The organism is Cohnella sp. GCM10020058 (genome assembly GCF_042683485.1).
Lineage (GTDB): Bacteria > Bacillota > Bacilli > Paenibacillales > Paenibacillaceae > Cohnella.
Window position 1 is genome coordinate 146973 of record NZ_JBHUJV010000009.1, and the last position, 25839, is coordinate 172811.

20 protein-coding genes and 1 pseudogene are annotated in these 25839 nt (G+C 52.1%); 16 read left to right on the plus strand and 5 right to left on the minus strand.

The window, feature by feature from the left end:
• Positions 1 to 133 precede the first annotated feature (133 nt).
• The 6 genes from ACFSR7_RS16265 to ACFSR7_RS16290 all read left to right on the plus strand — a co-directional run bounded on the left by ACFSR7_RS16265 (position 134) and on the right by ACFSR7_RS16290 (position 4588).
• Positions 134 to 433, plus strand: coding sequence for a hypothetical protein (locus tag ACFSR7_RS16265; protein ID WP_378163290.1), 300 nt, complete (start codon positions 134 to 136; stop codon positions 431 to 433).
• A 169-nt stretch (positions 434 to 602) separates the two neighbouring features.
• The gene (locus ACFSR7_RS16270; RefSeq protein ID WP_378164610.1) at positions 603 to 1697 is read left to right on the plus strand and encodes an L-dopachrome tautomerase-related protein; all 1095 of its coding nucleotides are present in this window, start codon (positions 603 to 605) and stop codon (positions 1695 to 1697) included.
• Between the two features lie 211 nt (positions 1698 to 1908).
• Positions 1909 to 2430, plus strand: coding sequence for a TetR/AcrR family transcriptional regulator (locus ACFSR7_RS16275; protein WP_378163292.1), 522 nt, complete (start codon positions 1909 to 1911; stop codon positions 2428 to 2430).
• Between the two features lie 137 nt (positions 2431 to 2567).
• Positions 2568 to 2897 (plus strand): multicopper oxidase domain-containing protein, encoded by a 330-nt coding sequence (locus tag ACFSR7_RS16280; protein ID WP_378163294.1) that lies wholly within the window; start codon positions 2568 to 2570, stop codon positions 2895 to 2897.
• Positions 2898 to 2977: 80 nt separating this feature from the next.
• Entirely contained in the window at positions 2978 to 3940 is a 963-nt protein-coding gene (locus ACFSR7_RS16285; RefSeq protein WP_378163296.1) for an NAD(P)H-binding protein, read from the plus strand.
• Positions 3941 to 4102: 162 nt separating this feature from the next.
• Complete coding sequence (locus ACFSR7_RS16290) at positions 4103 to 4588, plus strand: GNAT family N-acetyltransferase (protein WP_378163298.1); 486 nt, start codon at positions 4103 to 4105, stop codon at positions 4586 to 4588.
• 126 nt (positions 4589 to 4714) lie between these two features.
• Here ACFSR7_RS16290 and ACFSR7_RS16295 read toward each other — a convergent pair whose 3' ends face one another.
• Together ACFSR7_RS16295 and ACFSR7_RS16300 are read right to left on the minus strand one after the other, a co-directional pair.
• Positions 4715 to 5191, minus strand: a complete 477-nt coding sequence (locus tag ACFSR7_RS16295; RefSeq protein WP_378163300.1) for a GyrI-like domain-containing protein — start codon at positions 5189 to 5191, stop codon at positions 4715 to 4717.
• 22 nt (positions 5192 to 5213) lie between these two features.
• Positions 5214 to 5693, minus strand: a complete 480-nt coding sequence (locus ACFSR7_RS16300; protein ID WP_378163302.1) for a hypothetical protein — start codon at positions 5691 to 5693, stop codon at positions 5214 to 5216.
• Between the two features lie 123 nt (positions 5694 to 5816).
• Here ACFSR7_RS16300 and ACFSR7_RS16305 point away from each other — a divergent pair, with 123 nt between their 5' ends.
• The 3 genes from ACFSR7_RS16305 to ACFSR7_RS16315 all read left to right on the plus strand — a co-directional run bounded on the left by ACFSR7_RS16305 (position 5817) and on the right by ACFSR7_RS16315 (position 11148).
• Positions 5817 to 6818 carry a helix-turn-helix transcriptional regulator gene (locus ACFSR7_RS16305; protein WP_378163303.1) on the plus strand — a complete coding sequence of 334 codons (1002 nt, stop codon included), beginning with the start codon at positions 5817 to 5819 and terminating at the stop codon, positions 6816 to 6818.
• A 156-nt stretch (positions 6819 to 6974) separates the two neighbouring features.
• Positions 6975 to 9260, plus strand: coding sequence for a winged helix-turn-helix domain-containing protein (locus tag ACFSR7_RS16310; RefSeq protein WP_378163305.1), 2286 nt, complete (start codon positions 6975 to 6977; stop codon positions 9258 to 9260).
• Between the two features lie 148 nt (positions 9261 to 9408).
• Positions 9409 to 11148 carry an ABC-F family ATP-binding cassette domain-containing protein gene (locus ACFSR7_RS16315; protein ID WP_378163306.1) on the plus strand — a complete coding sequence of 580 codons (1740 nt, stop codon included), beginning with the start codon at positions 9409 to 9411 and terminating at the stop codon, positions 11146 to 11148.
• A gap of 281 nt (positions 11149 to 11429) precedes the next feature.
• Here the strand turns inward: ACFSR7_RS16315 and ACFSR7_RS16320 are convergent, their stop codons facing one another.
• Positions 11430 to 13391 (minus strand): dihydroorotate dehydrogenase, encoded by a 1962-nt coding sequence (locus ACFSR7_RS16320; protein ID WP_378163308.1) that lies wholly within the window; start codon positions 13389 to 13391, stop codon positions 11430 to 11432.
• A gap of 454 nt (positions 13392 to 13845) precedes the next feature.
• Here ACFSR7_RS16320 and ACFSR7_RS16325 point away from each other — a divergent pair, with 454 nt between their 5' ends.
• Both ACFSR7_RS16325 and ACFSR7_RS16330 read left to right on the plus strand, forming a co-directional pair.
• On the plus strand, positions 13846 to 16362 hold the full coding sequence (locus ACFSR7_RS16325; protein ID WP_378163309.1) for a winged helix-turn-helix domain-containing protein: 2517 nt from the start codon (positions 13846 to 13848) through the stop codon (positions 16360 to 16362).
• A 223-nt stretch (positions 16363 to 16585) separates the two neighbouring features.
• A complete protein-coding gene (locus ACFSR7_RS16330; protein WP_378163311.1) occupies positions 16586 to 20485 on the plus strand; it encodes an InlB B-repeat-containing protein in 3900 nt (1299 codons plus the stop codon).
• 52 nt (positions 20486 to 20537) lie between these two features.
• On the opposite strand, the gene ACFSR7_RS16335 is transcribed toward ACFSR7_RS16330, so the two are convergent.
• Entirely contained in the window at positions 20538 to 21011 is a 474-nt protein-coding gene (locus ACFSR7_RS16335; protein WP_378163313.1) for an SRPBCC family protein, read from the minus strand.
• A gap of 127 nt (positions 21012 to 21138) precedes the next feature.
• Here ACFSR7_RS16335 and ACFSR7_RS16340 point away from each other — a divergent pair, with 127 nt between their 5' ends.
• Both ACFSR7_RS16340 and ACFSR7_RS16345 read left to right on the plus strand, forming a co-directional pair.
• Positions 21139 to 21570, plus strand: coding sequence for a winged helix-turn-helix transcriptional regulator (locus ACFSR7_RS16340; protein ID WP_378163315.1), 432 nt, complete (start codon positions 21139 to 21141; stop codon positions 21568 to 21570).
• A gap of 74 nt (positions 21571 to 21644) precedes the next feature.
• Complete coding sequence (locus tag ACFSR7_RS16345) at positions 21645 to 24203, plus strand: winged helix-turn-helix domain-containing protein (RefSeq protein WP_378163317.1); 2559 nt, start codon at positions 21645 to 21647, stop codon at positions 24201 to 24203.
• 181 nt (positions 24204 to 24384) lie between these two features.
• Here ACFSR7_RS16345 and ACFSR7_RS16350 read toward each other — a convergent pair.
• Positions 24385 to 24507 (minus strand): annotated as a pseudogene (locus tag ACFSR7_RS16350) (HTH domain-containing protein); the annotation flags it as partial.
• Positions 24508 to 24594: 87 nt separating this feature from the next.
• Between ACFSR7_RS16350 and ACFSR7_RS16355 the strand changes: the two are divergent.
• Genes ACFSR7_RS16355 through ACFSR7_RS16365 form a run of 3 tightly spaced genes read left to right on the plus strand, consistent with a single transcriptional unit; the run spans position 24595 to position 25785 of the window.
• On the plus strand, positions 24595 to 24825 hold the full coding sequence (locus ACFSR7_RS16355) for a hypothetical protein (protein ID WP_378163319.1): 231 nt from the start codon (positions 24595 to 24597) through the stop codon (positions 24823 to 24825).
• Positions 24826 to 24860: 35 nt separating this feature from the next.
• Positions 24861 to 25292 carry a GyrI-like domain-containing protein gene (locus ACFSR7_RS16360; RefSeq protein ID WP_378164612.1) on the plus strand — a complete coding sequence of 144 codons (432 nt, stop codon included), beginning with the start codon at positions 24861 to 24863 and terminating at the stop codon, positions 25290 to 25292.
• Between the two features lie 25 nt (positions 25293 to 25317).
• Positions 25318 to 25785 carry a phage tail protein gene (locus ACFSR7_RS16365; protein WP_378163321.1) on the plus strand — a complete coding sequence of 156 codons (468 nt, stop codon included), beginning with the start codon at positions 25318 to 25320 and terminating at the stop codon, positions 25783 to 25785.
• Positions 25786 to 25839 lie beyond the last annotated feature (54 nt).

Sequence of the window (25839 nt, forward strand, 5' to 3'; positions counted from 1 at the left end):
TCCTATACAAAATGGATTGCCGGAAATGTGGGGCAGCCTAATCCCATGCAATCGTAAGAATATAAACAAAATTTCAACCGCATACTTATTTCGGTATGCGTTATTGATCTTTGCTCAAGAAGGAGGAATCACCTTGCCCAATGAAGACAAAATTGATCTAGCCACCGAAAATGCAAGAAAACCGGCAGAAGGTGCACTTCACTCGAGCGGCAATACGTTAGAGCAGCATGCATCCAACGCGGTTTCTGAGGCGCAAACGGCTTTAAATCAGGCGATAAGCTCGATGAGCGAATCGAATGGGGCAACAAATTCACAAGCTTTGGAGACGGCCCGGCAGCAATTGACCCGAGCAGAGGAATTTTTAGATCAAGCCCAAACTTCGGCAAACGCATTACGATTGCCGGACGCCGATCCTCACCGCGTGGGCAAATGACCTGCTTGGCGCTCGGAAGAACAACGTAGTTGCCATAGACACGGAGAGCCACCCTTTACATGGTCAACCACAAAAAAGAGCCTTCGATCTCCATTGTAATAGGGGTTTCGAAGGCTTCTTCAGTCATATAAATAGGTGACAGCGGTTCGAACCAGTTGAGGAGGCGCTTATACAAGTGACGTTACCTAGTGAAAGGTACTTTGGTAAGTTGGAGGCGGTTTTTTTATTTTACGGAGCCATGCCTACAGGCGTTGCTGTTTCTGAAACCGGGCGTATTTTCATTTGCTTTCCGAAATGGGGAGACGACGTTCAATTTACGGTAGCTGAAATCGTTCACGATACCTTAGTGCCTTATCCTAGTTTGGAAGCTAATGCGGTAAGCCCATCGAGTATCGTAACGTCCTTCATTAGCGTTCAAAGTGTCTTTGCTGACGGAAAGGGTACGCTCTGGGTACTGGATACGGGTGCTCCTAATTTCTCGGAACCCATCAAAGGGGGGGCGAAGCTAGTCGCTGTAGATTTAAATTCAAATACCATAAGACGTGTATATACATTTACGGAGGATATTGTCCTGCCGACCACTTATTTGAATGATGTCCGATTTGATTTTCGTGTCGGTCAAGCAGGTTATGCTTACATAACGGATTCGTCTTCCCGGGGGCCAGGAGCCATTATTGTGGTTGATTTAGAAACCGGTTATGCCTGGAGACGGTTAAACGGAGCCTGCGCGACTTCGCCCGATCTCTTTTTCTTACCGAAAGTTGAAGGCCAAATCCTGATGAATCGAAACAAGGACGGGTCTACTTCGCCTTTTAGATTGGCATCCGATGGTATAGCGATTTCCCGGGACGGCAAGATGCTGTATTTTTGTCCCCTTTCCAGTCGTCATCTGTACTCGATTTCAACGGAAGCGCTAAGAGACCGAGCGATACCGGATCTGAATTTACAGTATCACGTGAAGTATTGGGGAGAAAAAGGCGCTTCGGATGGAATGATCACCGATGCCAAAGGAAACGTTTATGCCGGGGACTATGAAAACAATAGTATCCGAAAGATATTGCCGAATGGAATCATGGAAACCATCGCGCACGATCCGACAATTTTATGGCCGGATACTTTTTCTATCGGTCCGGATCGATACTTATATTTCATCGTGAACCAATTACATCGGCAGCCCAGATTTCATTATGGAAATGACCTGCGGCAGCAGCCTTATAGTTTACTCCGTATGGAAATAAACGAATTAGCCGCGCCTACCTTTTAGTCAATATTATGGGCATAGAATGTAGATTCTGTGCCCCGCTTGTAAGTCTGCCTACGGCAGTTGCCTGAATTTGCGCGGCCATCCGATTGTCGGCTGTATACGGACGTCGCTGCGCGGATCCGGGCGCAGTCCCCCTTTTGTTGCATTCAGCTCAAGGTAGCAGTATACTAGATCTGTTATTGATCAATCACTATCTATTGGGGGTCATACGTTGGTTAAATCCGATTTCACGTCCGTTAATCGCAAAGCGGAGATTATTTCCGCGGCGATCGAGGTATTCGCCGAAGTCGGCTATTACCGGGCTACAACGGCACAGGTGGCACAGCGGGCGAACATTTCACAGCCCTACGTTTTCAAGTTTTTCTCGACGAAAGAACTTCTGTTGCTCAGCGCGGTGGAAGCCTCGTGGTCCAGAGTGATCCAATCGTTCCGTCAGGTGGTAGAGAAAACGTCGCCCGAATTGTTGGAGGCCACGCTCATTCAAGAATATGAGAACATTCAGTCGACGCACCATAACGAGATGTTATTGCAGATGCAGGCGCAGACGATTCAAGAGGAAGCGATCCAGCGGTCGATGAGGAACGGATTTAAGGAAGTCCGCGAAATGGTGCTGGCCGCATTCCAAGAAGCCGGTATCGAGAAGGCCGAAGAGCGGACGATGCTGTTTCTTGCGCGAGGCGTGCTTTGTAACGTTGCAGTTGCGCTAAATATGCCCGAATTAATGAAGGGATGAGGCGTAGATCCCTTCATCAAAATTAGTTATTGACCAATCACTCATTGTTTGATATAGGTTGAGGATGCTGCCAGGTATGTGTTGGAGCTGGCTTCGACGGAATCCGCTTATGGAGGGCCTTCGGCGAGATTCCTCCCATGCTCGTGAAGGAGGGGGACCATGTAAGCATCACCGTCTCCAACGTAGGCGGGGGCGATCACCCGTTCCATGTTCACGGGCACGTGTTCCGCGTCTTGAGCAAGAACGGGGTTGCCTTGCGCGGCAGTCCGGTGTATCTGGATACGCTCCTAACGAAGAAGGGCGAGACCTACGAGCTGTACCTCGAAGCTGATAATCCAGGCCTCTGGATGGTGCATTGCCACAATCTCAAGCATGCCTCGATGGGGATGAGCATGATGCTGAATTACGAAGGCATTACGACGCCATACCGGGTGGGAACCCAATCAGGAAATCTTCCCGATCTTTAAAGCCGCGCAGACGCAACGATTTTGTGAAGCATCGTTCTGTTAGTAATCAATCAATCACAATATGAAAGAGGTCGAATGGGATGACGATCACGAAGGCAATGGTTATTGGAGCAACCGGCGGAACGGGTGCCGCAATTACAGAAGAGCTGGTAAGTCGCGGGATCGACACGATTGCGTTCGGGCGTTCACGTCACAAATTGGAGCAATTCGCGAATCGGCTAGGCAACCCTGCTCATCTGACGCTTGCCGTTGGGGATGCCATGCGACCGGACGATATCGCTTCTCAAGCAGGCGGGACGGACGTATGGTTCCATTGCGCGAACGTTCCGTACCACGAGATGACGAGTAAGCTGATTCCGCTGGGCGAGTCGGTGATGGAGGCGGCGGACCGCATGGCTGCTCGTGTCGTCGCGATTGACGGAATGTACCCTTATGGCAGGAGACAATCCAACCCCGTAACCGAGGAGCATCCGAAAGCGCCGCATACGCGAAAAGGTAAAGTTCGCTTGGACTATGAACGGATGTTGTTCAGCAAGCGGTGGAACAAGGCCAAGGTTGCGATCGCCCGATTGCCGGATTATTACGGACCTACCGCCAACGAAGCCTCTTATTTGGGCTCGACACTGGAAGCAATCGCGGCGGGCAAGATGGCGTTTTATATCGGGAATATGCATATTCCCCGCGAATTCGTCTACTTGCCGGACGCGGCGGCCATGATTGTCGAGCTGGCCGATAGAGACTTCGCCTACGGCCAGAATTGGCACATCCCGGGTGCGGGGTTAATCGCAGGGCGGGACATCGTGAAGATCGCGCAATCGGCAAGCGGCAGCGTCAAACCGGTCATTCCGTTAAAGAAACTGGGCTTGTCTCTACTCGGAATCGGCATACCTGTTATGAAGGAAGTGGTGGAGATGCTTTACTTAACCGAAGAGCCTCTGACGCTTAGCCGAGACAAGTATGAGCGGTTCATCGGCCAGGTCGTGGCAACACCATTCCAAGAGGGAATCGCCTCAACGATCAAAGCCCTACAAAAGAGAATATAACCAATAGCCATCTCAGTATTTATCGTGTTGAGACAGCACAATTGATGAATGAATAGAAAAACTCAATTAACGATCATCATAAATTTATGTTAGAGTGTATTTGAGTTTTATTCCGAGAGAAAAACTTGAATTTTAATCTCTTTTGCAGGGAGTCCTTTGAGGATGAGTGAAATTTATCGTTTAGCGACGCAAGCGGATGCGGAGAGAATACAAGAGGTTATCTATGAGGCTTATGTCACGATACGCGAGCTTCAGCTTCATTGGCCTGCCGCTCATGCGGATTTGGCCATGATCCAGACGAATATCGCTGAACATGAATGCTATGTTTTGGAGATTGATGGTGAAGTAAAAGCGACGGTTACCTTGTCTAAAGGCAATGAGCTTAAAGGAATAACGGATCTGCCTTTCCTGAGATGGTTTGCCGTGGATCCTGCGTCTCAGGGAAAAGGGGTCGGCAACAAGCTGCTCACCTGGGTGGAGGAGCAAATCATTCGCGATAAGTGGGGTGCGCCAGCCGTTACATTAGCGACTGCCGAGAAACACCCATGGCTGCTGCCCATGTACGAACGTCGAGGCTATGAACGATTGATGGCCTTTGACCCTGGGAATGGGGACGGGACGATGCATTTATTAAAGAAAAGTTTTTAAGCCTATTTATATGAGCTTACGCTTTTGGAATAGGGCAGCGGCTTATGCGACCGTAGATTCGGGGTCAAACCGGCTATAGCCGTACGGGGGTTCGCCCGTGCGGCTAAAGTCGGTACGATGACCCTATTATTTTTTAACCACCGGAACCCAAAATTCGCCGTAGAACGTGCCGTCGCCATTTTCTTTGCGATAAGTCGCATTTGGACCGCCGATGTATGCATAGTCCGTGACTTGCGACAAGACTTCGGCAAATGCGCTGTAAGTCAATTGATCGAACAAAGCTTCCTTGTCGCCGGTTCCTGCGACCACGATGTACTCGCTCTCCGGAAACTCGATCATGCGCGTTGCGTCAGCCACCGATTTGCTAGCTTCTACCGCGAAGTAATTCCACGGTCTGCCTTGATAAACCTCGTTGACTGACCATTCACGATCATCTTTTGCGGCCGCCTTAAGCTTGTCAAAACGCCCGTCAGCCTTCAGCCCTCCCCAAAACGCCGCTTTTTCTTGTTGCAAAGTCGGCAAGTCCCGGAAATTGGATTGTATCGAAAAACCATACGCGGTCAGTGTAAACGACTTTTTGTGTTCGATGGAGTAACTTTCCACGAGAGCGCTCCTTTGCTTAAGATTAGTCTCCTGCTTTTTTCGCGCGAAGCCACATTTCGCCGTAGAATTTGCCGTCTTCAGCCGCTTTGACGAATGTGGAGTTGCCGGGACCAACATATTTGTAGTCCGTGATTTGTTGCAGCAGGCCGCCGAAAACTTTCCCTGTTATTTCGTCGGGAAGGCTGTCTTTGTCAGCGCCTGTGCCAGGCACCACGATGTATTCCCCGGCGAGGAAGTCGAGGACGACCGCGTCTTCCACGTCGTATGCGCCCATCACGCCGAAGCCGCGCCAAGCCTTGCCGCCGATGACGTAATTGATTTGATATTCCTGCCCGTCAGCGAGCGCGAGAAGCTCGGCCAGCTTGCCGTTTTCAGTGATTTCCGTTTTTTTCGCCGCCGTTTTTGCCGCATTGCCTGCCCAGTCGTTGTAGTCTTCCAGTATAACGCCGAAAGCAGTCATTTTGTAGTTTTCCGAGACGGTTTGGATGGAGTAGCTAGCCATTTTTATTCTCTCCTTTGGGATGATTCTTTACAAGATTGATACTAGTCGCTAAATGTATCAAAAAACGATACTTTTTTTGGTGGATGCCAAAAAGCAATGCTCCATTTCTGATACAATACAATCATGAAAAAGACCGAACGAGTGAACCTGATCATGCGGTTTATCAATAACCGCGCGCATTTTACGATTGCGGAGATTCAGCGGGAGTTCAAGATTTCCCGCGCGACGGCGATCCGCGACATTAACGAGATCCAGGCGATGGGTTTCCCGCTGACGTCCGAGCTTGGGCGCGGGGGTGGCTACAATGTCCTGCAAAATCAGTACCTGTCCGCCGTCCGGTTCACGCCGGAGGAGCTCAAAGCGATATTTATCAGTTTTATCGCTTCGAAAAATTCGCAGCTGCCTTATTTGCAAAATCGGCGCTCGATCACTGAAAAACTCATCGGCATCGCATCGCAAGCCCAGCACGACGAGTTGATCGCGCTGAATCATATTTTGCTTTTTGAAAATACGAATCCTGCGAATCCGAATCTATTGGAGCTCGACGATGCGGCGCCTGCGGAGTTGAACCAGTTGATCTCGCTTGCCGTGCGGGACAAGCACTTGCGCTTGACTTATGAGCCAAGTGCCGGCTGGCCTCAATTGATGGACGTTTTTTTGATTTATATTTTTAACTCAAACGCGCATTGGCTGGTCGAGGTTTATGATTTTGATACGGATGCGTTTCGGTATTTACCTGTCGAGATGCTGCGGGATTCGGCCATCTCCACGGAGAAGATGAAGCGTTCGGAGCAAGAGATCTTAAGTAAAAAACGGCTTGTCGCACGCGAGTCCAATCTGGTTGTAAAGCTTGATTGGACGGGGATTCAGCGCTTTAAGCGCATGCACCCGCCGGGAATTATTTTGTCCTTTACAGGGATGTTCCAGTCGAGCGGGATTTTTAACGTTCAACTGGACGCGGCCGATGCCGAGACGCTGGCGTATTATGCGGATTGGCTTTTGTTCTTGGGGAAAGGGGTCGAGTTTGAACGGATTCCCGATGAGCTGCGCTTGATTATGGAAGAGCGGTTAAAGGGAAGTGCCGATACGTTAGCAAAATACATGCCAGGCGTTGAGCCCGAATAAAACAGTTTAGCCGAACTCAGGATTCTGGGCCCTACTGTCGACATAGTTATTATTAGAACCTATTTTCCGTCGTTTCCGGAGGGTTGCCAGTTGATTGTCCAGACCAAGCTATACATTCCACGGTTGCGTAACGCTTTAGTGCCGCGGCCGCAGTTAATGCGCAAGCTCGACGAGGGGATGACAGCCAAGCTGACGCTGGTCTCCGCGTCGGCCGGCTACGGGAAGACGACGGCGCTCGGCGAATGGGCCAGACAAAGCGGCGTCCTTGCGGCGTGGGTATCGCTGGATAAGGAGGATGACGAATGGGTCCCGTTCTGGAGCTACGTCATCGCTTCGATCCAGAAGCGGATCCCCGGCTTTGCGCGGACGGTCTGGCCGCTGCTGGAGAAAGGGCCATCCGCGTCGTCCGAATCGCAGGAGCCTGCGATCTCCGCTTTGCTGAACGAGCTTCGTCAACTGTCCGCCGACCTGGCGATCGTTCTCGACGATTTTCATCTGATCGAGCTGCCCGCCATTCAGAAGTCGTTGCGTTATTTGTTGGCGTGCCTGCCTCCCCACGTTCATCTGTATATCGCGAGCCGAACCGATTTGGCCGTTTCCGACGTGGGACTTCTGGCTAAGGGGGAAATGCGGCGCATCACGGTTCAGGATTTGCGGTTTCGTCCGCACGAAGGTTTGACCTTTTTACGGGATACGAAGGGTTTGCAGTTGTCCGAACAGCAGGCGGCCGAATTGTGCGAGCGGACGGAAGGCTGGATCAGCGGCCTGCAGCTCGCGGCACTCGCGTTTACGAGCAGTCAAGACATCGCCAGAGCGATACGGCAGTTTGACGGCCATCAGCACCATATCTCCAACTATTTGCTCGAAGAAGTGTTTCGTCATCTAACGGACGAGATGCGCGCTTTTTTGCTCCGAACGTCGATTCTAAGCCGCATGAATCAGGCTCTATGCGAAGCCGTAACGGGACACGCGAACAGCCAGGCATACTTGCAGCAGCTGGAACATTGGAACTTGTTCATCAGTCCGCTGGACGACCGGCGGAGCTGGTATCGATATCACCAGCTGCTGTCCGATTTTCTGCAGCGGCTGTTCGCCCAAAGCGCGCCGGAGGACTGGAGGCTTGCGCATACTCGCGCGGCCGAATGGCTGGAAAGCCATGGCTTCGAGGAGGATGCGGCCAGGCACTATTTGGAGGGCCGGCAGTACGACGGCGCCGTTCGCGTGATCGAGAACAATCTGCAAGCTTTCTTGCAGAAGAAGTTCGCTACGCTGAGCAGATGGATCTTGCAGCTGCCGGAGCCCTTCATCTCGAAGCGGCCGATGGTCGAGATGTTCTATCTGCTGTTGCTCATCGGCATCCGGCAATGGGATAGAGCGCATGAGCAAGCAGAGCAAGCCAAGCGCCGCTACGAGAACCTGCAAGGGCAAATGGACGAAGCGGAATGGAACCAGATCATGAGCAATATTTGCTTCGTATGCGCCTCCGCCAGCTATTTTCAGAAGGACCTGGACCGGGTATCGGCCTATTTCGAGCTCGCGGACCGGTATACGCCGGAAGGCGGCTTCCTTCAAGCGATCGGGGACAATCGCTATAGCGGTTACGAAGAATTCGAGGATCATTTATCCTTCATTAACGATTATCGGGCAGCGGCTGCGTTTCTGTTGAAGTGGACGACCAGATGGGCGCATCAGAAGGGGCATCCGTTTGCCGGTCGGCTGTACGCTTCGTACAGTATGCTGCTGTACGAATGGAATCGGGTGGAAGAGGCCGAGCGCTGCATTCGTCACGTCCTTCTCCCCGATGAAGCGCAGCTCAATACGCGGAGCTTGATGCAGATTTACATCGGCGCCTCGCGAATTCAGCAAACGCTCGGCCGTCCCGCGGAGGCGGCGGAGCTGCTGGTGCATTTGGAAGGCCGGATCGAATCTCCCGACTATGCGCTTTTTCGGCGAAAAATAGAAGCGGAGAAGGCTTGTCTGGCCGTGCGTCAAGGCGCATTGGATGCGGCAGCCGAATGGTTGGAGCGGTGCGGGATGGCCTCGACGGATGAAGTAACGTTGAATGGCGTCGCGGCGTATATCGCTTTGGCGAAAGTGCTCGCAGCATGCGGCCGTACGGAGGAAGCGTCGGCCTTGGCGGAACGCTTGCAGCAATTGTTCCGGCAAGAGGACCGTCTCCGCGATCGGATTCGAATCCTCATTCTGCAAAGCTTGATCATGCATCGCACCGGTCGAACGAAGGAGGCGCTCGATCTGCTGACGACCGCTTTGCGCCTGGCGGAGCCGCAGGGGTTCGTTCGCAGCTTCGTGGACGAAGGTCAGGCGATGGCGGAGCTGCTGAAGTCGATCGAGGCGAGCCCGGTGCCCGAGGCCGACTATGCCGGGCAAATCTTGCGCGCCTTCGCGGATGCAGATCCGCTGTTCCGGACGGCTGCGCGTTGAGACGGGGAGGGAGGCGCTCAAGCGGCGGACTTATAGGAGGACGGCGCATTCGGACCGTCGGAACATATGCGATTGAAGTCGGTTGCAAACAGTGTTACGCTAACAACGGCAAACGCCAAATCTATGTTTTGCAAAGAAAGGTCATACGATGATAAAAGTCGATAAACTCTCCTTCTCGTTTCCGCAAAAGGAACTCTATAAAAACATTTCATTTACGCTTGAAAATGGACAACATTGCGCTTTTATCGGAACTAGCGGCAATGGGAAAAGTACATTGATAGACCTATTGATGGATCCGGACAGCTATCTGTTCGAAGGCCGCTTAGAAATAGACCCGACTTGCAAAATCGGGCATGTAAGTCAATTCTCGCAGCTCGATCAAACGAAAGAAACAACCGTTTTTGAGTATATAGGAGAAGAATTCATTAAGATACAAGATGAAATCACTTCGATTTGTACGGAAATGGAATCAGCCTCGGAGCTGGATTTATTATTGGAAAAGTATCAACTCGCTTTAGATGCATTAGAAGCAATCGGCGGGGATGATTTTGAAAGCAACATCAATAAGAAACTAAATCTAGCAAACCTCACGAAGCTAAGAGATCACAGGGTATCCGACCTGAGCGGCGGGGAGTTCAAGCTTATTCAGGTGATGAAGGAAATGCTTCGTCGTCCCGACGTACTGATTATGGACGAGCCGGATGTATTTTTAGACTTTGAAAACCTCAATGCGCTTAAACAGCTCATTAATGCTCACAAAGGAACATTGCTGGTCGTTACGCACAACCGCTATCTGTTGAATCATTGCTTCGACAAGATCCTGCACCTTGAGAACACGGAGATCCAGGAGTTTGACGGGCGGTATATGGATTATAACTTCTCCTTACTTCAGACTAAAGTGGAGTTACAAGAAATCGCAGTCGCCGAGGCAGAAGAAAGTGAGAGAAACGAGAAAATCATCAATAACCTAAGAGCGATTGCAACTTATAACTCAGAAGCCTCAAGAGGTAAAGCGTTAAAGGCTAGAGTCAGGTTTCAAGAGAGACTGGAGGCGCGTAGAATTAAAGCGCCGTTCGTTGATCTGAAGCAGCCGGCGATCCGTTTCGATCTGGAGCATGAACCTGAAGATCGTACCGTTATACAGGTTAGTAATTATAGCGTTGCCTTTGATGAACTGCTCTTAGACCATGTTAACTTTGAGATTAAATCTACGGATAAAGTAGCCATCATCGGCGCAAACGGGACCGGGAAAACGACTTTACTCCGAGATATCTTCAAGAACAGTCATGATTCAATTGAGATCGACGCCGATGTTAAAGTGGCGTACTTATCTCAGAATCAAGGCGAAGTGCTAAAGGATTCGAACACGATATTAGAAGAATTCATCGAGGCCGGGTTTAAAACTTACGATGAGATTAGATCGTATATTTCAAGCTATGGCTTTGAAGGAGAAATCGTTAATCAAAAGATAGCCTCTTTATCCGGCGGAGAGAAAAATTTGCTTCAAATCGCTAAAGTCGCCGCCAGTAAGGCAAACGTACTGCTTCTTGATGAACCGACCAGCCATTTAGACACCTATACGCAAATCGCCCTGGAGAAAGCCATTGAAGACTATAAAGGCGCTATTCTCATGATTTCTCATGATTTCTACGCGGTTGTAAACGGCATGGACTATGTGTTAATCGTAGAAGATAAGACGATCAGAAAAATGAGCATGCGAAAATTCAGGCAGATGATTTATGCCAGCCATTTTGATCGGGATTATCTGGAAAAGGAAGAAAAGAAAAAATCGGTTGAAATGAAAATAGAATCGGCTTTGAAAGATACGGATTTTGAACTTGCCAAAGGATTGGTCGATGAGCTGGAAGCGTTGATTAAGTTGCTATAAGTTTACGGATAATCCGGCCTGTTTTGTGAGAGAAGCTGCCAGCGACGGCAGCTTTTTTCGTCTATAGAATATGGTGAAGGCCTACAATATTCAGGTCAGCGCCGACGGTACGAATGGAGCACGGTGGTCAACGTAACCAACAATAAGAGTGGGATTACGGTAAACAAAATAACTGAAGTCTCGGCTCGATATATTAAGCTGAAGGTGACGACGCCTACGCAAACCACGAATGCGGCAGCAAGGATTTATGAGTTTGAGGTATACGGCGTCACTCTCGGCAACTAATCAGGGGTAACTTTGACTTGGGCGTCGCCTTGCAATACGAGGACGGCGTTGGCCGAGTTCGAATCCACCCCATGCATATACGGATACAACAAAATCAACCCGGCCATATAAAGCGCGAATGCAAACCAGGCAGGCAGCAAATGGATGAAATCGGTGTAGCCGATCCCGTAATGGACGCTCAGGCCGGCGATAAAGGCGGGCATGCCGCCGAAGAGGAGGGTTCTCCACAGCCAGCGTTGTCCGCGTTGGATTCCCCACAAAGCCGTAATTAATAGCACGACAGCGTCAGAGAATAACGCGCCGCCGAAGCCCGCGCGGTCGTGGGCGATGAGCGGGATGAGCCGGGGATTGAAGGCGTCCAGCTCTGCCGGCGTCAGCCGCAGGAACGTTAAGTCCGTCGGCACGAACACTTGCGTCACGCCGATGGCTGCAATCGTCAGACCCCCGATGGCTAAAGAAACGCCCAGCACGACAAAACATAGCTGTCCCCACATCGCACGTTTCCATATGCGATCGTTAACCCTACTGACGGACCCTCGAAATGGCCGGTCGGGATTCGTTCTCAGCGACAGAAGGAACATGGGCAATAGAATAATGGCCGCCGCGGCGTGCAGAGGATCAAAGAAGCCATATCCTAAATACAGGAAGAAGGTTGGAAAGCCGACCATGCAAGAGATCGTGACGGCCGTTTTGGCCCAATGCAATCCATCGCGCAATCCATGCTTGGCCAACTGGTAGTAGAGTATGCCAATGGAAATCAGCGTTCCGCTTAAGGTGATACGGTCATGGGACATGAAATGGAGCAAGTGCGCGTTAAATGCGATGAGTTCGTCCCTATTCATATGGAGGAAGCGCTCGTCGTAGGGAAGCAGCACGCTCGATAGCGCGATTAACCAAGCGATGAATCCGCCGATAATCATGCCGGTTCCAAGCAAACACATCCAGCCCCAATGCCTCCAGAAGGATGGCGAATCAGGGATGGCGGTGCATTTTACTTTTTCGCTAACAATTGCGTCGTTAATTCTCTTAGGCAGGCCCGGTCCGGCGAAAACAAATCCGCTGCCGAGAAGTACGGCATCTGCGCCGTTTTGAAGGAAGAGCGTTGCATCCCGGGGCTCATGGACGCCGGCAGCCACTTTGACGATCCATTTTGAAGGCCCCAGCTCCCGTACGAGCCGAAGCGTCTCCAGGCCCGATGGCTTTACGCAACTTCCCTGAACCGCCGCTCCATCTTCCGCAGATTGCTCTCCCCCGATCACGACACCGTCCCAAGCCGAGCAATCGATATGTTGAAGCAGATGGCGAAGTCGATCCTTCGATAAGTCAGGCGGAAGGTATAAGAAAAGCGAGCCTTCTGGTCCCGCACAATCGGCCACTCGATTTAGTATGCGATAACATACGGAATCATCCCAATGAAGGGACGTTGTATCTACATAAATACCGGCTGCCCCAACCGCCATCAGACGATCGATCAGGTGAATGAACTGTGAAACCACCTCATCATCGGACGCGCCAGGCATGGCGGCGATCCGTACGTACTTGGGCAGGCTGTGTCCTGCATTCGCGAGCTTTTGTAAGACGACAGGCAAGCCTATGTTTTCCAAAGGCTCGGGAAAATGAATCAGCTCTTGCTTGGCATCAAGTTCGATCGGCTCGCGGGATGCGATCGGTTGTACGGTGACGGGGCCGATCTCCATGAAGCCGAAGCCAAGTCTGGCCAGCCCGCGTTGGGCGGTTCCGAGCGGATCGATGGTGCCGGATAGACCTACAGGCGTCGCCGACCACCCCGTCTCGAGCAAGGGGGAAGGCTCCTGGTGGCCCAGCGTCTTAATGAGGAGTGCACCGCCAGGCATACGTCCGACAGCGCCGAAGGCATTGAGCGTGATGCGTCGTGCTGTTCGAGCCGGCAGACGGGACAGCAGCGGGCGAAACAAGGTTTGATAGGACCAATCCGGCACGTATCACGGTCTCCTTTGGAAGGACAACTTTAATCAGATCATACCATTGGACAGCTACCCACCAACTTACCGCCAACCGCAATCCGGTTGACGCCGTTAGTATTGGCGATATACATCGATTCGTCGGCCATCCGAATAAGATCGTGCTCCGTCGTATGCCGAGATAAGGCTGCGGGGTGCCGCTGACGGCGGCATACACCATTTCATCGCCCGCAAGCGTCTCGATCGTGGAACCGTCGGCAGCGGTTAATAGACACATTCGATCGCATATCGTCCGCATAAACAACTGCAGGTCCGTGCTCGTATCGTAATTTGTCGCATATTGTTAGCTAACATGCTAGCATTTTTAAGTAGGTTTGTCAGCCGGGCCGGCAGGCTCTTTTTATTACCGACCATCGCCTAGAATTCAGCTATAATAAAGAAAAGATCCGACAGCCGACTCCGAGGTGCCGACATGATTCTGAGTACCAAACTTCATATTCCGCAAACGCGGCGCGACGACCTTGTTGAGCGTGAGACGATTACCGGGCTATTAAATAAAGGCCTAAAGAGCAAGCTTACCGCCTTAACGGCTCCCGGAGGATACGGCAAGACCACGGCGCTAAGCCAGTGGCTGCAGCAGTCTGCCATCCCTGCCGTATGGATCTCCTTGGGACCGCAAGATAACGACCTGATTACATTTTGGAACTATACGATCGCTGCGGTCGATAGCAAGATGCCTCATTTTGCGGAAGCGGTTACTCCGTATTTGCCATCCTTAAAGTCGGGCGCGTTTGAGCCCTTCATCTCTGCTATGGTTCGCGCGCTTGACAGCTGCTCGGATGAATTCGTTATGATTTGGGACGACTATCACGCGATTGATCTTGCACCTATTCACGCATCGGTCGCGTATTTCCTTGCTTATTTGCCTGCTCAATTCCACCTTTATGTCACAAGCCGGGCTGAAATGCCTTTTCCGACGGCAAGGCTGCAGACGACTGGCCAAATGGTGAAAATCACGGTTCAGGAGCTGCGATTTCAACTTGCGGAGGGCATCCGTTACTTTCAGGATTGCATGGGATTGTCGCTGTCGGGAGATAAGATCGCAGTGCTTGTCGACCGTACGGAGGGATGGATCAGCGGACTGTATCTGGCGGCTATTTCACTGCAAAGAAGCGGCGATCATTCGGATTTTATCCGTGCCTTCAGCGGGGAGCACCGCAACATATCCGATTATCTGTTTCAGGAGGTTTTTAGTCTCCAGCCGGGCGAGATTCAGTCCTTTCTATTGGAAACCTCGATCTTGGACAGGGTAAACGGCCCGTTGTGCGAGGCGGTTACCGGACAGGCGAATTGTCAGGAACTGCTGGAAACGCTGGAACAACAAAATCTGTTCATCGTCCCGTTGGACGATCAGCGGGAATGGTATCGCTATCATCATCTGTTTTCCGAGTTTTTACGGCGGCTTTTCCGGAAGCGCTATGCGGGACGGGCGCAGGAGCTGCATGCCAAGGCGGCCCAGTGGTTGGAGGCGCACGGATTTTTAGAAGAAGCGGTAGAGCAGCTGTTCATGGACGGGCATTACCATGAAGCGAGCGACTTGATTGAAAGGCATCTGCACAACCTCCATGCGAAGAGAGGCGTGCTTTATCGGTGGCTGCACGAACTGCCGGAGTCCTGTTTTACCGGAAAGCCGGGCATCCAGTTTCTTTATGTCAAAGTGATGGTGGAAACCAATGAGCTGGAGCTGGCGCAAGCCAGACTTCGCCTGATGGAGGACAAGCTAGCGGATCCGGCATGGGCGCCCTACGCAGGAACCGTTCATTTTTTGTCCGCGGCGGTTTCTTTTTACCGTAGAGACTTTCGGCGGGCGAATGAATATTTTGAAATTTTTGACCGGCATACGCCGCAGGGCAGCTACATTCAAATGGTTGAAGCGAACTCGTTCTCGATGTATTTCGATACTTTACTCAGCTTTTTCGATGATCTGCACGATGCGGAGCGTTTCTTTTATAAGTGGATTAAGACATGGGAAGAGAGGGACAATTACCCCTACGTCGGTTTTTTCTACAATACGTATAGCTTGCTGTTATATGAATGGAACCGGTTGGACGAGGCCGAGGCTTATGCGGAGAGGGTGCTGAAGTCGACGTGCATGCAGCCTTATGGGCTTATTCTGTTGAGCGCTGCCGTCAATGCTGCACGGATCAGTCAGGCTAAGGGGGATTCGGATAAAGCGCTTGAATGGCTGGAGTGGGTTCAACCCAGGATCGATTCCGTGGACAAAAGAATGTTTATAAGGCGGATTGAGGCGGAGAAGGCCTATTTATCGCTGGCCAACGGTTCTTTCAATGAGCGATGGCTGCAAACCTGCGGCATCAAGCCTACCGATACGATCCCGCTCGGTCCGATTAAGGAATATCTGATTCTGGCAGGCGCGCTTGTGGATCGCGGGGAAGTCGATGAAGCGCTCCAACTGCTGGAACAGTTGTATCAGCTTGTCGATCAGGCCGATCGAACCTGGGATAAGGTGAAGGTGGCGATCCTGCAAAGCTTGGCTTTTGATCGTAAAGCAGATAGGACGAACGCCGTAATGAAGCTGGAGGCGGCACTCCGGTTGGCGGAGCCGGGGAAGTACATCCGCAGCTTCCTGGATGAAGGGACCAAGATGGCCGAGCTGCTGCGCGAATATATCGGGCATAGGCAGATCAACGCTAACCTGATGTCTCCGATCATGCGCTACGCCAGGGAATTGCTGCTGCTCATGTCGGACCCTGCGAATGAGACGGCCAACGCGGGCGCCTTGATCACCAAGCAGGAATTAAAAATATTACGGATGATTGAGATGAGGCTGTCGAATAAACAGATCGCCGACCAACTTCAGATTACGACGGAGACGGTCAAAAGCCATCTGAAGAGCATGTATAGAAAGCTTGGCGTGAACAGCAGAGAGCAGGCGCTGGCGCAAGGAAAACAATTAAAGTGGTTGTAGTGCGCATTGTACAATTAATACCGGTATAAGAATATCCCCCATAATTTTACCCCCCCTCCCCCTTGGATGGGGGATTTTTTTTGCGCTGTAATCATCTTATATTAGTGCAAAAGTAACAATATTCGACGTTTTTTAATCCCATTACAAGCTAAGAGGTGTTCATGTATTTATGAAACGATCCGCATCTAAAATGAAGACATGGTCTTCCCGGGCAGGGAAAATCGTGCTGGCATGCTTACTCGCCTTGATGGCCGTCCCATTCATGGGTACAGGAACGGCAGTCCATGCCACCTCGCCGACTTGGGCGGCGGTGGGACAAACCGAGCAGCCGTCCAACGTACAAACCTTTCTCAAAGCGGGCGGCACTTTGTATGCGGGGACGGGGAGCTTCGACAATAATGACGTATGGTCGAACAGCGATGGTACCTGGACGCGAATGAGCGGCTCGCCGAGCTATGTGCGAAGCTTGCTCGTCGATGCGGGCGGTACGTTGTATGCAGGCGCTTGGGGCGACGGCAACAACGTATCGACGTATACGGCCGACGACGGTTGGGCGCAGATGATTGGCTCGCCGGGCAATGTGTATGCCTTGGTCGACGTGAACGGCACGATTTATGCAGGGGCTTCTAATGGCAGCAACGACGTATGGACGTACACGTCTAATGACGGTTGGACGCAGCTGGTCGGTTCGCCGGGCGATGTACAATCTTTAGTTAATTTAAACGGCACGCTGTATGCACTGACTTTAAACAACGGCGCATGGGCGTACAGTAGTGGTACGTGGGGGAAGGTAACCGACTTGCCCAAATATGTCGTTTCGCTGGTGGATGTAGACGGCACGCTGTATGCGGGGGCTTCGTCAAACGGATTGAACAGAGTTTGGATATACAGTAACGGCACCTGGACGCAAATGAGCGGCTCGCCGAGCAGGGTGCGAACCATGCTCAATGTCGACGGCACGTTATATGTAGGGACGAACAACACCGCCGACGACCTATGGACATACACCGTCAGTGACGGTTGGACGCATATTTACGGGGCACCGGCCAACGTATATGCCTTGCTTGACGACAACGGCACGTTGTATGCGGGGGCGCAGACCGGCGGGAAAGACGTATGGACGAACAGCAACGGCACGTGGACGCAGATGGGCGGTCTGCCCGGCAGCACCAACACCTTGCTCAGTGTCGACGGTACGCTGTATGCAGGGAGTGACGACAATAATAACGCCGTATGGGCGTACACCGCGAGTGGCGGATGGACACGGATGATCGGCTCGCCGGGTGTTGTGTATGCCTTGATCGAAGTCGACGGCACGCTGTATGCGGGGACAGGGGACGAATCGAACGAAGTATGGACGTACGACACGAACGCTGCCGCGCCCGAATGGTTGCCGATGGCGACGCTGGGCAGCGTGAACGTCTTTCTCAATGTGAACGGCACGCTATATGCGGGGGCGAATAACGGCAACGACGATATATGGACCTATGACACGACCGCGAGCTCGCCCGAATGGACGCAGATAACGGCCGGCGATGTACCGATTTATGTAAATGCCCTGGTCAATGTGGACGGCACGCTGTATGCGGGGTCGGGGAGCGGTGAAAACGACATATGGACGTATGACACGACCGCGGCTGCGCCCGAATGGACGCGGATGACCGGCAATGTGCCGAAGGTTGTACATGCCTTGCTCAATGACGATGGTACGCTGTATGCGGGCACTTCTATCGGCCTCAATGATGACGTATGGACGTACGACACGACCGCGGATGAGCCCGAATGGACGCAGATGACGGGTGCGCCGGGCGGCGTGAACTCCCTGATCCTTGTCGATGGTACGCTGTATGCCGGTGCGGATAATAACAGCGACGACGTGTGGTCGTACAGCGGCGGCACATGGGAACAGTTAAGCGATTCGCCGAGCCAAATTCGCGTGCTTCTGGAAGCGGACGGCAACCTGTATGCGGGGGGCGTAAATGGCGTAGATCAGCAGATCGCGCCGACCTACACGTTGACGTATGACGACAACGGCGCGACTTCCGGCAATGTACCGGTCGACAGCGGCTCCTATGCGCGAGGCGACACCGTCTCCGTGTGCGGGAATACGGGTAATCTGGCAAAGACGGGCTATACGTTCGCAGGCTGGAATACGGCAGCGGACGGCAGCGGAACGAGCTACGAAGCAGGGTCGAATTTTAATATAAACACATCCGATGTCACGCTGTACGCACAGTGGACGATTAACGCGTACACGGTCAGCTTTAACAGTAACGGCGGCTCGGCTGTGGACAGCCAGCCGGTGAACCATGACAATACAGCCGCCAAGCCGGCCGATCCGACGAGAAGCGGGTACGCGTTCGGCGGGTGGTACGGCGACAGCGGGTTGACGACATCGTTTGATTTCGCCGCTCCGATCACGGCAGACACGACGCTGTACGCCAAATGGACAATCAACACTTATACGGTCAGCTTTAACAGCAACGGCGGTTCTGCGGTGGACAGCCAGCCGGTGAACCATAACGGCACGGCTACCAAGCCGGCCGATCCGACGAGAAGCGGGTACGCGTTCGGCGGGTGGTACGGCGACAGCGGGCTCACGACATTGTTTGACTTTGCTTCTCCGATCACGGCCGACACGACGCTTTATGCCAAGTGGACGATTAACGCGTACACGGTCAGCTTTAACAGTAACGGCGGTTCTGCGGTGAACAGCCAGCCGGTGAACTATAACGGCACGGCTACCAAGCCGGCCGATCCGACGAGAAGCGGGTACGCGTTCGGCGGGTGGTACGGCGACAGCGGGCTGACCACACCGTTTGATTTTGCCGCTCCGATCACGGCCGACACGACGCTGTACGCCAAGTGGACGATCAACGCTTACACGGTCAGCTTTGACAGCAACGAAGGTTCTGCGGTGGACAGCCAGCCGGTGAACCATAACGGCACGGCTACCAAGCCGGTCGATCCGACGAGAAGCGGGTACACGTTCGGCGGATGGTTCGGCGACAGCGGGCTGACGACACAATTTAATTTCGCCGCTCCGATTACGGCAGATACGACGCTGTACGCCAAGTGGACAGCCATCAACACGGATGGTTCTTCCGGCAATGGCGGCAATCCGCCAGTAACGTCCTTGAACCAAACCGTGATCTCGACAGACGGTAAGCTAACGCTTGCCACCGGCCGATCCGGCGAGGTTAGCCTGGGCGATGAAGTGAAGGTTATCATTCCTGCCGATGCGTCGAACAAAGAACTGAAGTTAACGATCGAAAAAGTGGCGGATACGCAAAAGCTGCTTACAAGCAAGGAAACGCTGGTCAGCCCGGTGTTCGAAATTCTGAAAAACTTTTCGGAAAACTTCAGCAAGGAGATCACGCTGATCTTTACATTCGATTCGAGTAAGTTGAAGGCCAATCAGAAACCTTCCGTCTACTACTACGACGAAGTAAAGAAAGCGTGGGTGGAAGTCGGCGGCGAGGTTAAAGGAAATACGATCACCGTAAAAGTGAACCACTTTACGAAGTATGCCGTACTCGGGGCGAATCAAGGCGAAGATCCGGGGACAGGCACGGAGCAGCCGGCCAACTTCAGCGATATCTCCAGGCACTGGGCCGAGGCGAGCATTAAGCAAGCGGTAAGCTTAGGCATCGTCAAGGGCTATCCGGACGGTACGTTTAATCCGAATCGTACGGTAACGCGCGCCGAATTTGCGGTCATGCTGATGAATGCCCTCAAGCCGCAAGTGGAAGGCACTGCGCTGACGTTTACCGATAAAGAAAAAATCGGCGCGTGGGCGCAGAAATCGGTCGCGCAAGCGGTGCAAGCGGGCATCCTTGCAGGCTATGAAGACGGCACCTTCCGGCCGAACGCCGAAATTACGCGTGCGGAGATGGCCGTGATGATCGCAAAAGCATGGGGTCAGTCAGCGGAAGCTGCAACGGCAACAGGCTTCGCGGACGACAAGGACATTCCGGCCTGGGCGAAGGGCGCGGTCGGAGCCGTAAAAAAGCTCGGCATTATCGAAGGCAAAGGCGCGAATGCATTTGCGCCGGGCGATAAGGCGACCAGAGCAGAGTCCGTAACCGTGCTGCTGAAAATGCTGGCGCAATCGGGCAAGTAAAGGTAAATCAAACAGGGCTGCTTTGAAGTTAAATTCAAAGCAGCCTTGTTTTTTATGCGTTCTCTAAGCCGTGATTATGGACAATTTGATCGTTTAAGTGAGGCTGGCCTTTACCCTCGCTAATCAATCTTCGCAGGCTGCCATTAATATTCAAGCCCCAGGCGTCCGAACAGACGTTATAGCATTCGTACGAGGGGACGAGACCTACGTGCGTAAAGTTCATCTCTGTTTGGTCCCCCCGCTTAACGATCTCAAACACAATGTCGGTACCCTTCCACTCGCTATTGTCTGTTATGAAGTTGAAGTAATTGTCTACGACGTGCCAGACTACCTTTTTACCTGGAACAAGTTCTGTGATTTCCATGGTGCAGCGGTGGATGTCTTGGTATTGATGCTTAAATTCACCGAGTTCGTCGGTCTTGCCCACGATTTCTTCGGACCACCATCCGCGAACGTTAGTGATGGCAGCAAAGACTTCTTCGGGGCTTTGGTCTACCGTAAAAGAAATGTTGTAATTCTGATTCATGCTGGTCAAACTCCTCTCGATTTGTTGATGGGCAAATCGAGTATAAAACTCGTAATTGCAAAATGCAAGTACAATTATGATCCTCCCTCTTGAATACTTGCGAAATGCAAGCGCCGGGACTATAATCATGCTTATGAAAAAGCGAGAATCCACCGTTTGTCCAATCGTATATTCGCTCGACATATGGGGCGATCCATGGAGCTTAATTATCCTTCGTGACGTCCTGATCCATAACAAGCGGCATTACCGCGAGTTTCTCGCTTCACGCGAGCGCATCTCAACCAATATTTTAAGCGCACGACTCCAATCGCTCGTCGATGCAGGCTTGCTAGTTAAAATAACAGGCGATTCCAACCGGGCACAAACGATGTACCGGCCAACTCAAAAGGCACTGGATCTGTTTCCGGTCCTATTTGCCATTATGCACTGGGGTCTTAAATACAACCCAAATACAGATATGAGCATTCCGATCATGCAGCAATTAAAAGAAAACGAAAAAGAGCTGGAGCAGCGCCTTTTGCGGAATTTTGACGACATTACTTCATACACAGTGGAGTAAATCTGTCTTCGATCTCCACCGAATCCGATATAATAAAGAAAGGGTGAATACAGCTAGATTAGAGGTGCCGAACCATGGTCCTGCGTACCAAACTTCATATTCCGCCAACGAGACGCGATGGACTGATCGAGCGAGCGGGGATCACGGAGATTTTAAATAAAGGGTTAAAAAGCAAGCTGACAGCCATAACGGCTCCCGGCGGATATGGCAAGACCACAGCCTTGAGTCAGTGGCTGCAGCAGTCCGGCATATCTGCCGTATGGGTCTCCCTCGATCCGCAGGATAATGATCCGATCCAGTTTTGGAGCTGCGCGATCGCTGCTGTCGGCAGTAAGCATCCTCGTTTTGCCGAAGCGGTGAGCCCGCATCTCTCTTCCCTTCGATCGGGCGCCTTTCAGCCTTTTGTTGCGGCCATGATCCAGGAGCTTCACTCGTACCAAGAGGAATTGGTCATTGTTTTTGACGACTATCACACCATCGATCTTGCTGCCATTCACGCATCGGTGGCTTATTTTCTCGCATATCTGCCCGCTCATATCCACCTCTATATCACAAGTCGCGCAGAAATGCCTTTCCCGGCAGCACGGCTGCAAACGACCGGCCAGATGGTGAAAATCACGATTCAAGATTTGCGGTTTCAAGTCGAGGAAGGGACGCGCTACTTTAAGGACTGCATGAGAATATCGCTCTCGGAAGAAGAAATAGCGAGTCTGGTCAGCCGAACGGAAGGATGGATCAGCGGACTGCATCTGGCGGCTATTTCGCTGCAAGAAAGCAGCAGCAACTCCGCGTTTATTCGCGCTTTTAGCGGGGAAAACCGCGGCATATCCGACTATTTGTTTCAGGAGGTTTTCAGTCTTCAGTCCGAAAAGATGCAGTCTTTCCTCATCCAAACTTCAATCTTGAACAGGATGAGCAGCCCGTTGTGCGAGGCTGTTACCGGACAGAATGACTGTCAGGCGCTGCTGGAAACATTGGAGCATCGCAATTTGTTCATCGTTCCTTTGGATGAGCGTCGGCAATGGTATCGCTATCATCATTTGTTTTCCGAGTTTCTTCAGCGACTCTTTCGGCAGAAGTATGCGGCAGCGTCGAAGCCTTTCCGTGTCCAGGCAGCTCATTGGCTGGAAGAGCACGGATTTATGAAAGAAGCGGTCGAGCAATTGCTGATGAATGAGGATCCTGTCGTAACAAGCGCCTTCATCGAGAAGCACTTGCGGGATTTTCATGTCAAGAGTGGGTTCGATCAATTGCCCTGGAGCGCGGATACGCGCGCCTGGGATTCGCGGGCGCTGCGTACGTTGCCAGAATCCTGCTTCGAGGGGAAGCCGGGCATTCAGTTTCTTTATATCAAAGTGCTCGTGGAAGCGGGAGAGTTCGAGGCGGCGGATTCACGCATCCGTCTCATGGAGGACAAGCTGTCGGAGCCGGCGTGGGAACCTTACGTAGGAACGATATTGTATTTTTCGGCGGGGGTTTCCTTTTATCGGAAGGACTTTCAACGGGCCAACGAATATTTTGAGCTGTTCGATCGGAAGATGCCGAAAGGCGCTCATTTCCAGTTAATGGAGGCGAACTCGTATTCGTTCACCTTCGATACGTTTTTGACCTTTTTCGGCAATCTGCATGAAGCAGAGCAATTCCTGCATCCATGGATCGGAGTATGGGAGGGCCGTGAGAACTACCCGTTTATCGGTTATTTATACAACTCATACAGTTGGCTTCTCTATGAATGGAACCGCTTGGAGGAGGCGGAGATTTATACGGAGAGGGTGCTGCGGTCTAATTGCATGCAGCCCTATGCCCTTATTACGGTAATCGCTTATATCGTTGCCGCGCAGATCGGTCAGGCCAACGGAAATTCGGCTAAAGCGTTCGAATTGCTGGAGCAGGCGAAGTCCAAGATTCACTCCGAGGATAAAAATCTTTTTATGAGAAAAATAGAGGCGGAGCAGGCCTACTTGTCGCTGATCAACGGTTCCTTCGATGGGAGCTGGCTGCGAACATGCGGAATGCAACATACCGATACGGTCCTGCCCGGCTCGATCAGGGAATATCAGCACGTGGCCAGGGCGCTTATGGCGTGCGGAAGGTTTAACGAGGCTTTACTACTGCTCGACCAATTATATCGCCTTGCCGATGAGCAAGACCGGCTCTGGGATAAGGTCAAAGTGACCGTCCTGCAAAGTATAGTGCTCTATCGAAAGGGCGATGCGGCAAATGCGGCGGTAAAACTGGAATGCGCCCTCCAATTGGCGGAACCGGATAAATTCTTACGCAGTTTCTTGGATGAGGGAAGCGCGATGGCCGAGCTGCTGCATGAATATGTCCGGCAGAGACGGCGGCACGCTAACCGGGAATCTTCTGCCGTCTCCTTGAACTATGTCGGAGATTTGCTTCGCAGGTTGACGGAGCATACGAACAAGCAAGAGGTGCCGAGCTCTCTGTTGACCAATCAGGAATTGACGGTCTTACGGATGATAGACACGGGGCTATCGAATAAGGAGATTGCCGAACAGCTTCGGATCACAGCCGAAACGGTAAAGAGCCATCTAAAAAATCTATACAGAAAATTGGAAGCGAATAACAGAGTGCAGGCGCTGAAGCAGGGAAAAGTACTGAAATTGTTGTAGAGAGCACCGCGGTAGAAGGGTAACGATATTATACGCAGATACTCCCTTATCAGATTGCAACCGCCGCTCAGTTGGATGCGGTTCGCAACCATTTGGCAGCGGGTCTATATTACAAGCTGACCGAGGATATTGATTTGAGCGACTACGCATCCGGAGAAGGCTGGCTGCCGATCGGCGAAGTGGGCAAGACGGAGTTGTTCATCACAAAATAGCCCCCGTCTCTCCCGACTTCGGCGACTAGCGGCATTCCCATCGCTTCAATTTCCCTGACGTCCCGGATTGCGGTCGAACGGGAGATGTTGAAACAGTATCAGATTTTGACATGATTAATCGTTACTATAAGCTCATCAAGAGAAAAAACAAATGACAAAATGAAAAAGGAGCTTGAACGATGGCAACAGGAATGGAAATGAGTACGATGGCCGGTAATGAGAAGCTCGCAAAGGCGGGATCCCGCCCAATCGGAAGGACGGCCGCTTATTGGATCGTCACCGTCATTCTCGCATTTTCTATCGCATTAAGCGGGATGGGGCAATTGATGCGCTATGGCGGCAATGTCGATCTGGTCACCGCGCTTGCCATCGCCTCCTGGGCGCTGCGTCCGCAAAGCCGCAAACTTTAAAGGTCGGAACGCGAAACAGGAACAGATTTTGACACATCGGAACGGAACTGAAGAGCGATTACACGGATTATGCCGGCATGAATAAGGAGAAAGAAAACTTCTGGCGGTCCGTGGAGCAGGACGGAAGGCTCGACACGCTCAAAGCGGTCGCCGCGAACGACTACATCTTTGCCGTCAACGAAGCGGTCAATCACAAGATGATGTACTACGCCGGCGTCATGACGGATTCGTCGATACCGGAAGAGCACAGAGTGATCCAGTTTCCGAAGGGACAATACCTCGTTGTGAAAGGCGAAGGGAAGTCGGCCGATGAGCTCAGCAGCATGCTGACCGGCATTGCCTTCGGTCAAGCCCTGCCGGCAGCCGATAATTACGCCTATGTCGGCGGGCCTAATGCGACGGTTGAGATGGGACAGCGGGACGGTTTCGTATACGGCGAAATGTGGGTTCCGGTTGTCGAGAAGTAAGCGAGATTGGCAGGAGGGATAAGGGATGTCCGCTATCGTTGATTATAAAAACGTGTCTACGGCCGGTCTGGAATCTTCGCCGGTTGCAGAAGCGCTAGCCGGTTTGCGCGCGAACGAAGCCCGTTATTTCATGAACAAATACAAGCATGAATTTACGGTCGTACCTGCCGGCGACAGCCGGGAGACGCTGGATTATGTGGAACGCGTTTTGAAAGAAGAGCGTGGTATTGCGTTTGCGGCCCGACCGCTGGAAACATCGCGTTTTCAAGTCGAAAATATCGATTGGGCCTTTGTCTTTTATGAGGACGGCTTGGGCGTAAATGTCTTGTACACGGTGGATGATCCGAAGAAGCGGGCCGTTGGCTTTAAGCTATCCGAAGGGATGGAAGTCCCTAAGGAGCTGGAGGAGAAGAAGTTTAAATTTGCGAGGCAGAAGTCCAAGCTCGCTGGCACCATTCGAGGTTCGTTCTTCGTCGTTAAAGGCGAGTATTGAGTCAAATAAGCAAGCGCAAGCAAGACGTACGGCGGCCGCCTGGCCGCCTTTTTT

Bases quoted from the DNA above. Each gene is read 5' to 3' on its own strand.
- ACFSR7_RS16280 (WP_378163294.1), top strand. From the start codon at position 2,568: ATGCTCGTGAAGGAGGGGGACCATGTAAGCATCACCGTCTCCAACGTA.
- ACFSR7_RS16285 (WP_378163296.1), top strand. From the start codon at position 2,978: ATGACGATCACGAAGGCAATGGTTATTGGAGCAACCGGCGGAACGGGT.
- ACFSR7_RS16290 (WP_378163298.1), top strand. From the start codon at position 4,103: ATGAGTGAAATTTATCGTTTAGCGACGCAAGCGGATGCGGAGAGAATA.
- ACFSR7_RS16300 (WP_378163302.1), bottom strand. From the start codon at position 5,693: ATGGCTAGCTACTCCATCCAAACCGTCTCGGAAAACTACAAAATGACT.
- ACFSR7_RS16305 (WP_378163303.1), top strand. From the start codon at position 5,817: ATGAAAAAGACCGAACGAGTGAACCTGATCATGCGGTTTATCAATAAC.
- ACFSR7_RS16310 (WP_378163305.1), top strand. From the start codon at position 6,975: ATGCGCAAGCTCGACGAGGGGATGACAGCCAAGCTGACGCTGGTCTCC.
- ACFSR7_RS16315 (WP_378163306.1), top strand. From the start codon at position 9,409: ATGATAAAAGTCGATAAACTCTCCTTCTCGTTTCCGCAAAAGGAACTC.
- ACFSR7_RS16325 (WP_378163309.1), top strand. From the start codon at position 13,846: ATGATTCTGAGTACCAAACTTCATATTCCGCAAACGCGGCGCGACGAC.
- ACFSR7_RS16335 (WP_378163313.1), bottom strand. From the start codon at position 21,011: ATGAATCAGAATTACAACATTTCTTTTACGGTAGACCAAAGCCCCGAA.
- ACFSR7_RS16340 (WP_378163315.1), top strand. From the start codon at position 21,139: ATGCTTATGAAAAAGCGAGAATCCACCGTTTGTCCAATCGTATATTCG.
- ACFSR7_RS16345 (WP_378163317.1), top strand. From the start codon at position 21,645: ATGGTCCTGCGTACCAAACTTCATATTCCGCCAACGAGACGCGATGGA.
- ACFSR7_RS16355 (WP_378163319.1), top strand. From the start codon at position 24,595: ATGGCAACAGGAATGGAAATGAGTACGATGGCCGGTAATGAGAAGCTC.
- ACFSR7_RS16365 (WP_378163321.1), top strand. From the start codon at position 25,318: ATGTCCGCTATCGTTGATTATAAAAACGTGTCTACGGCCGGTCTGGAA.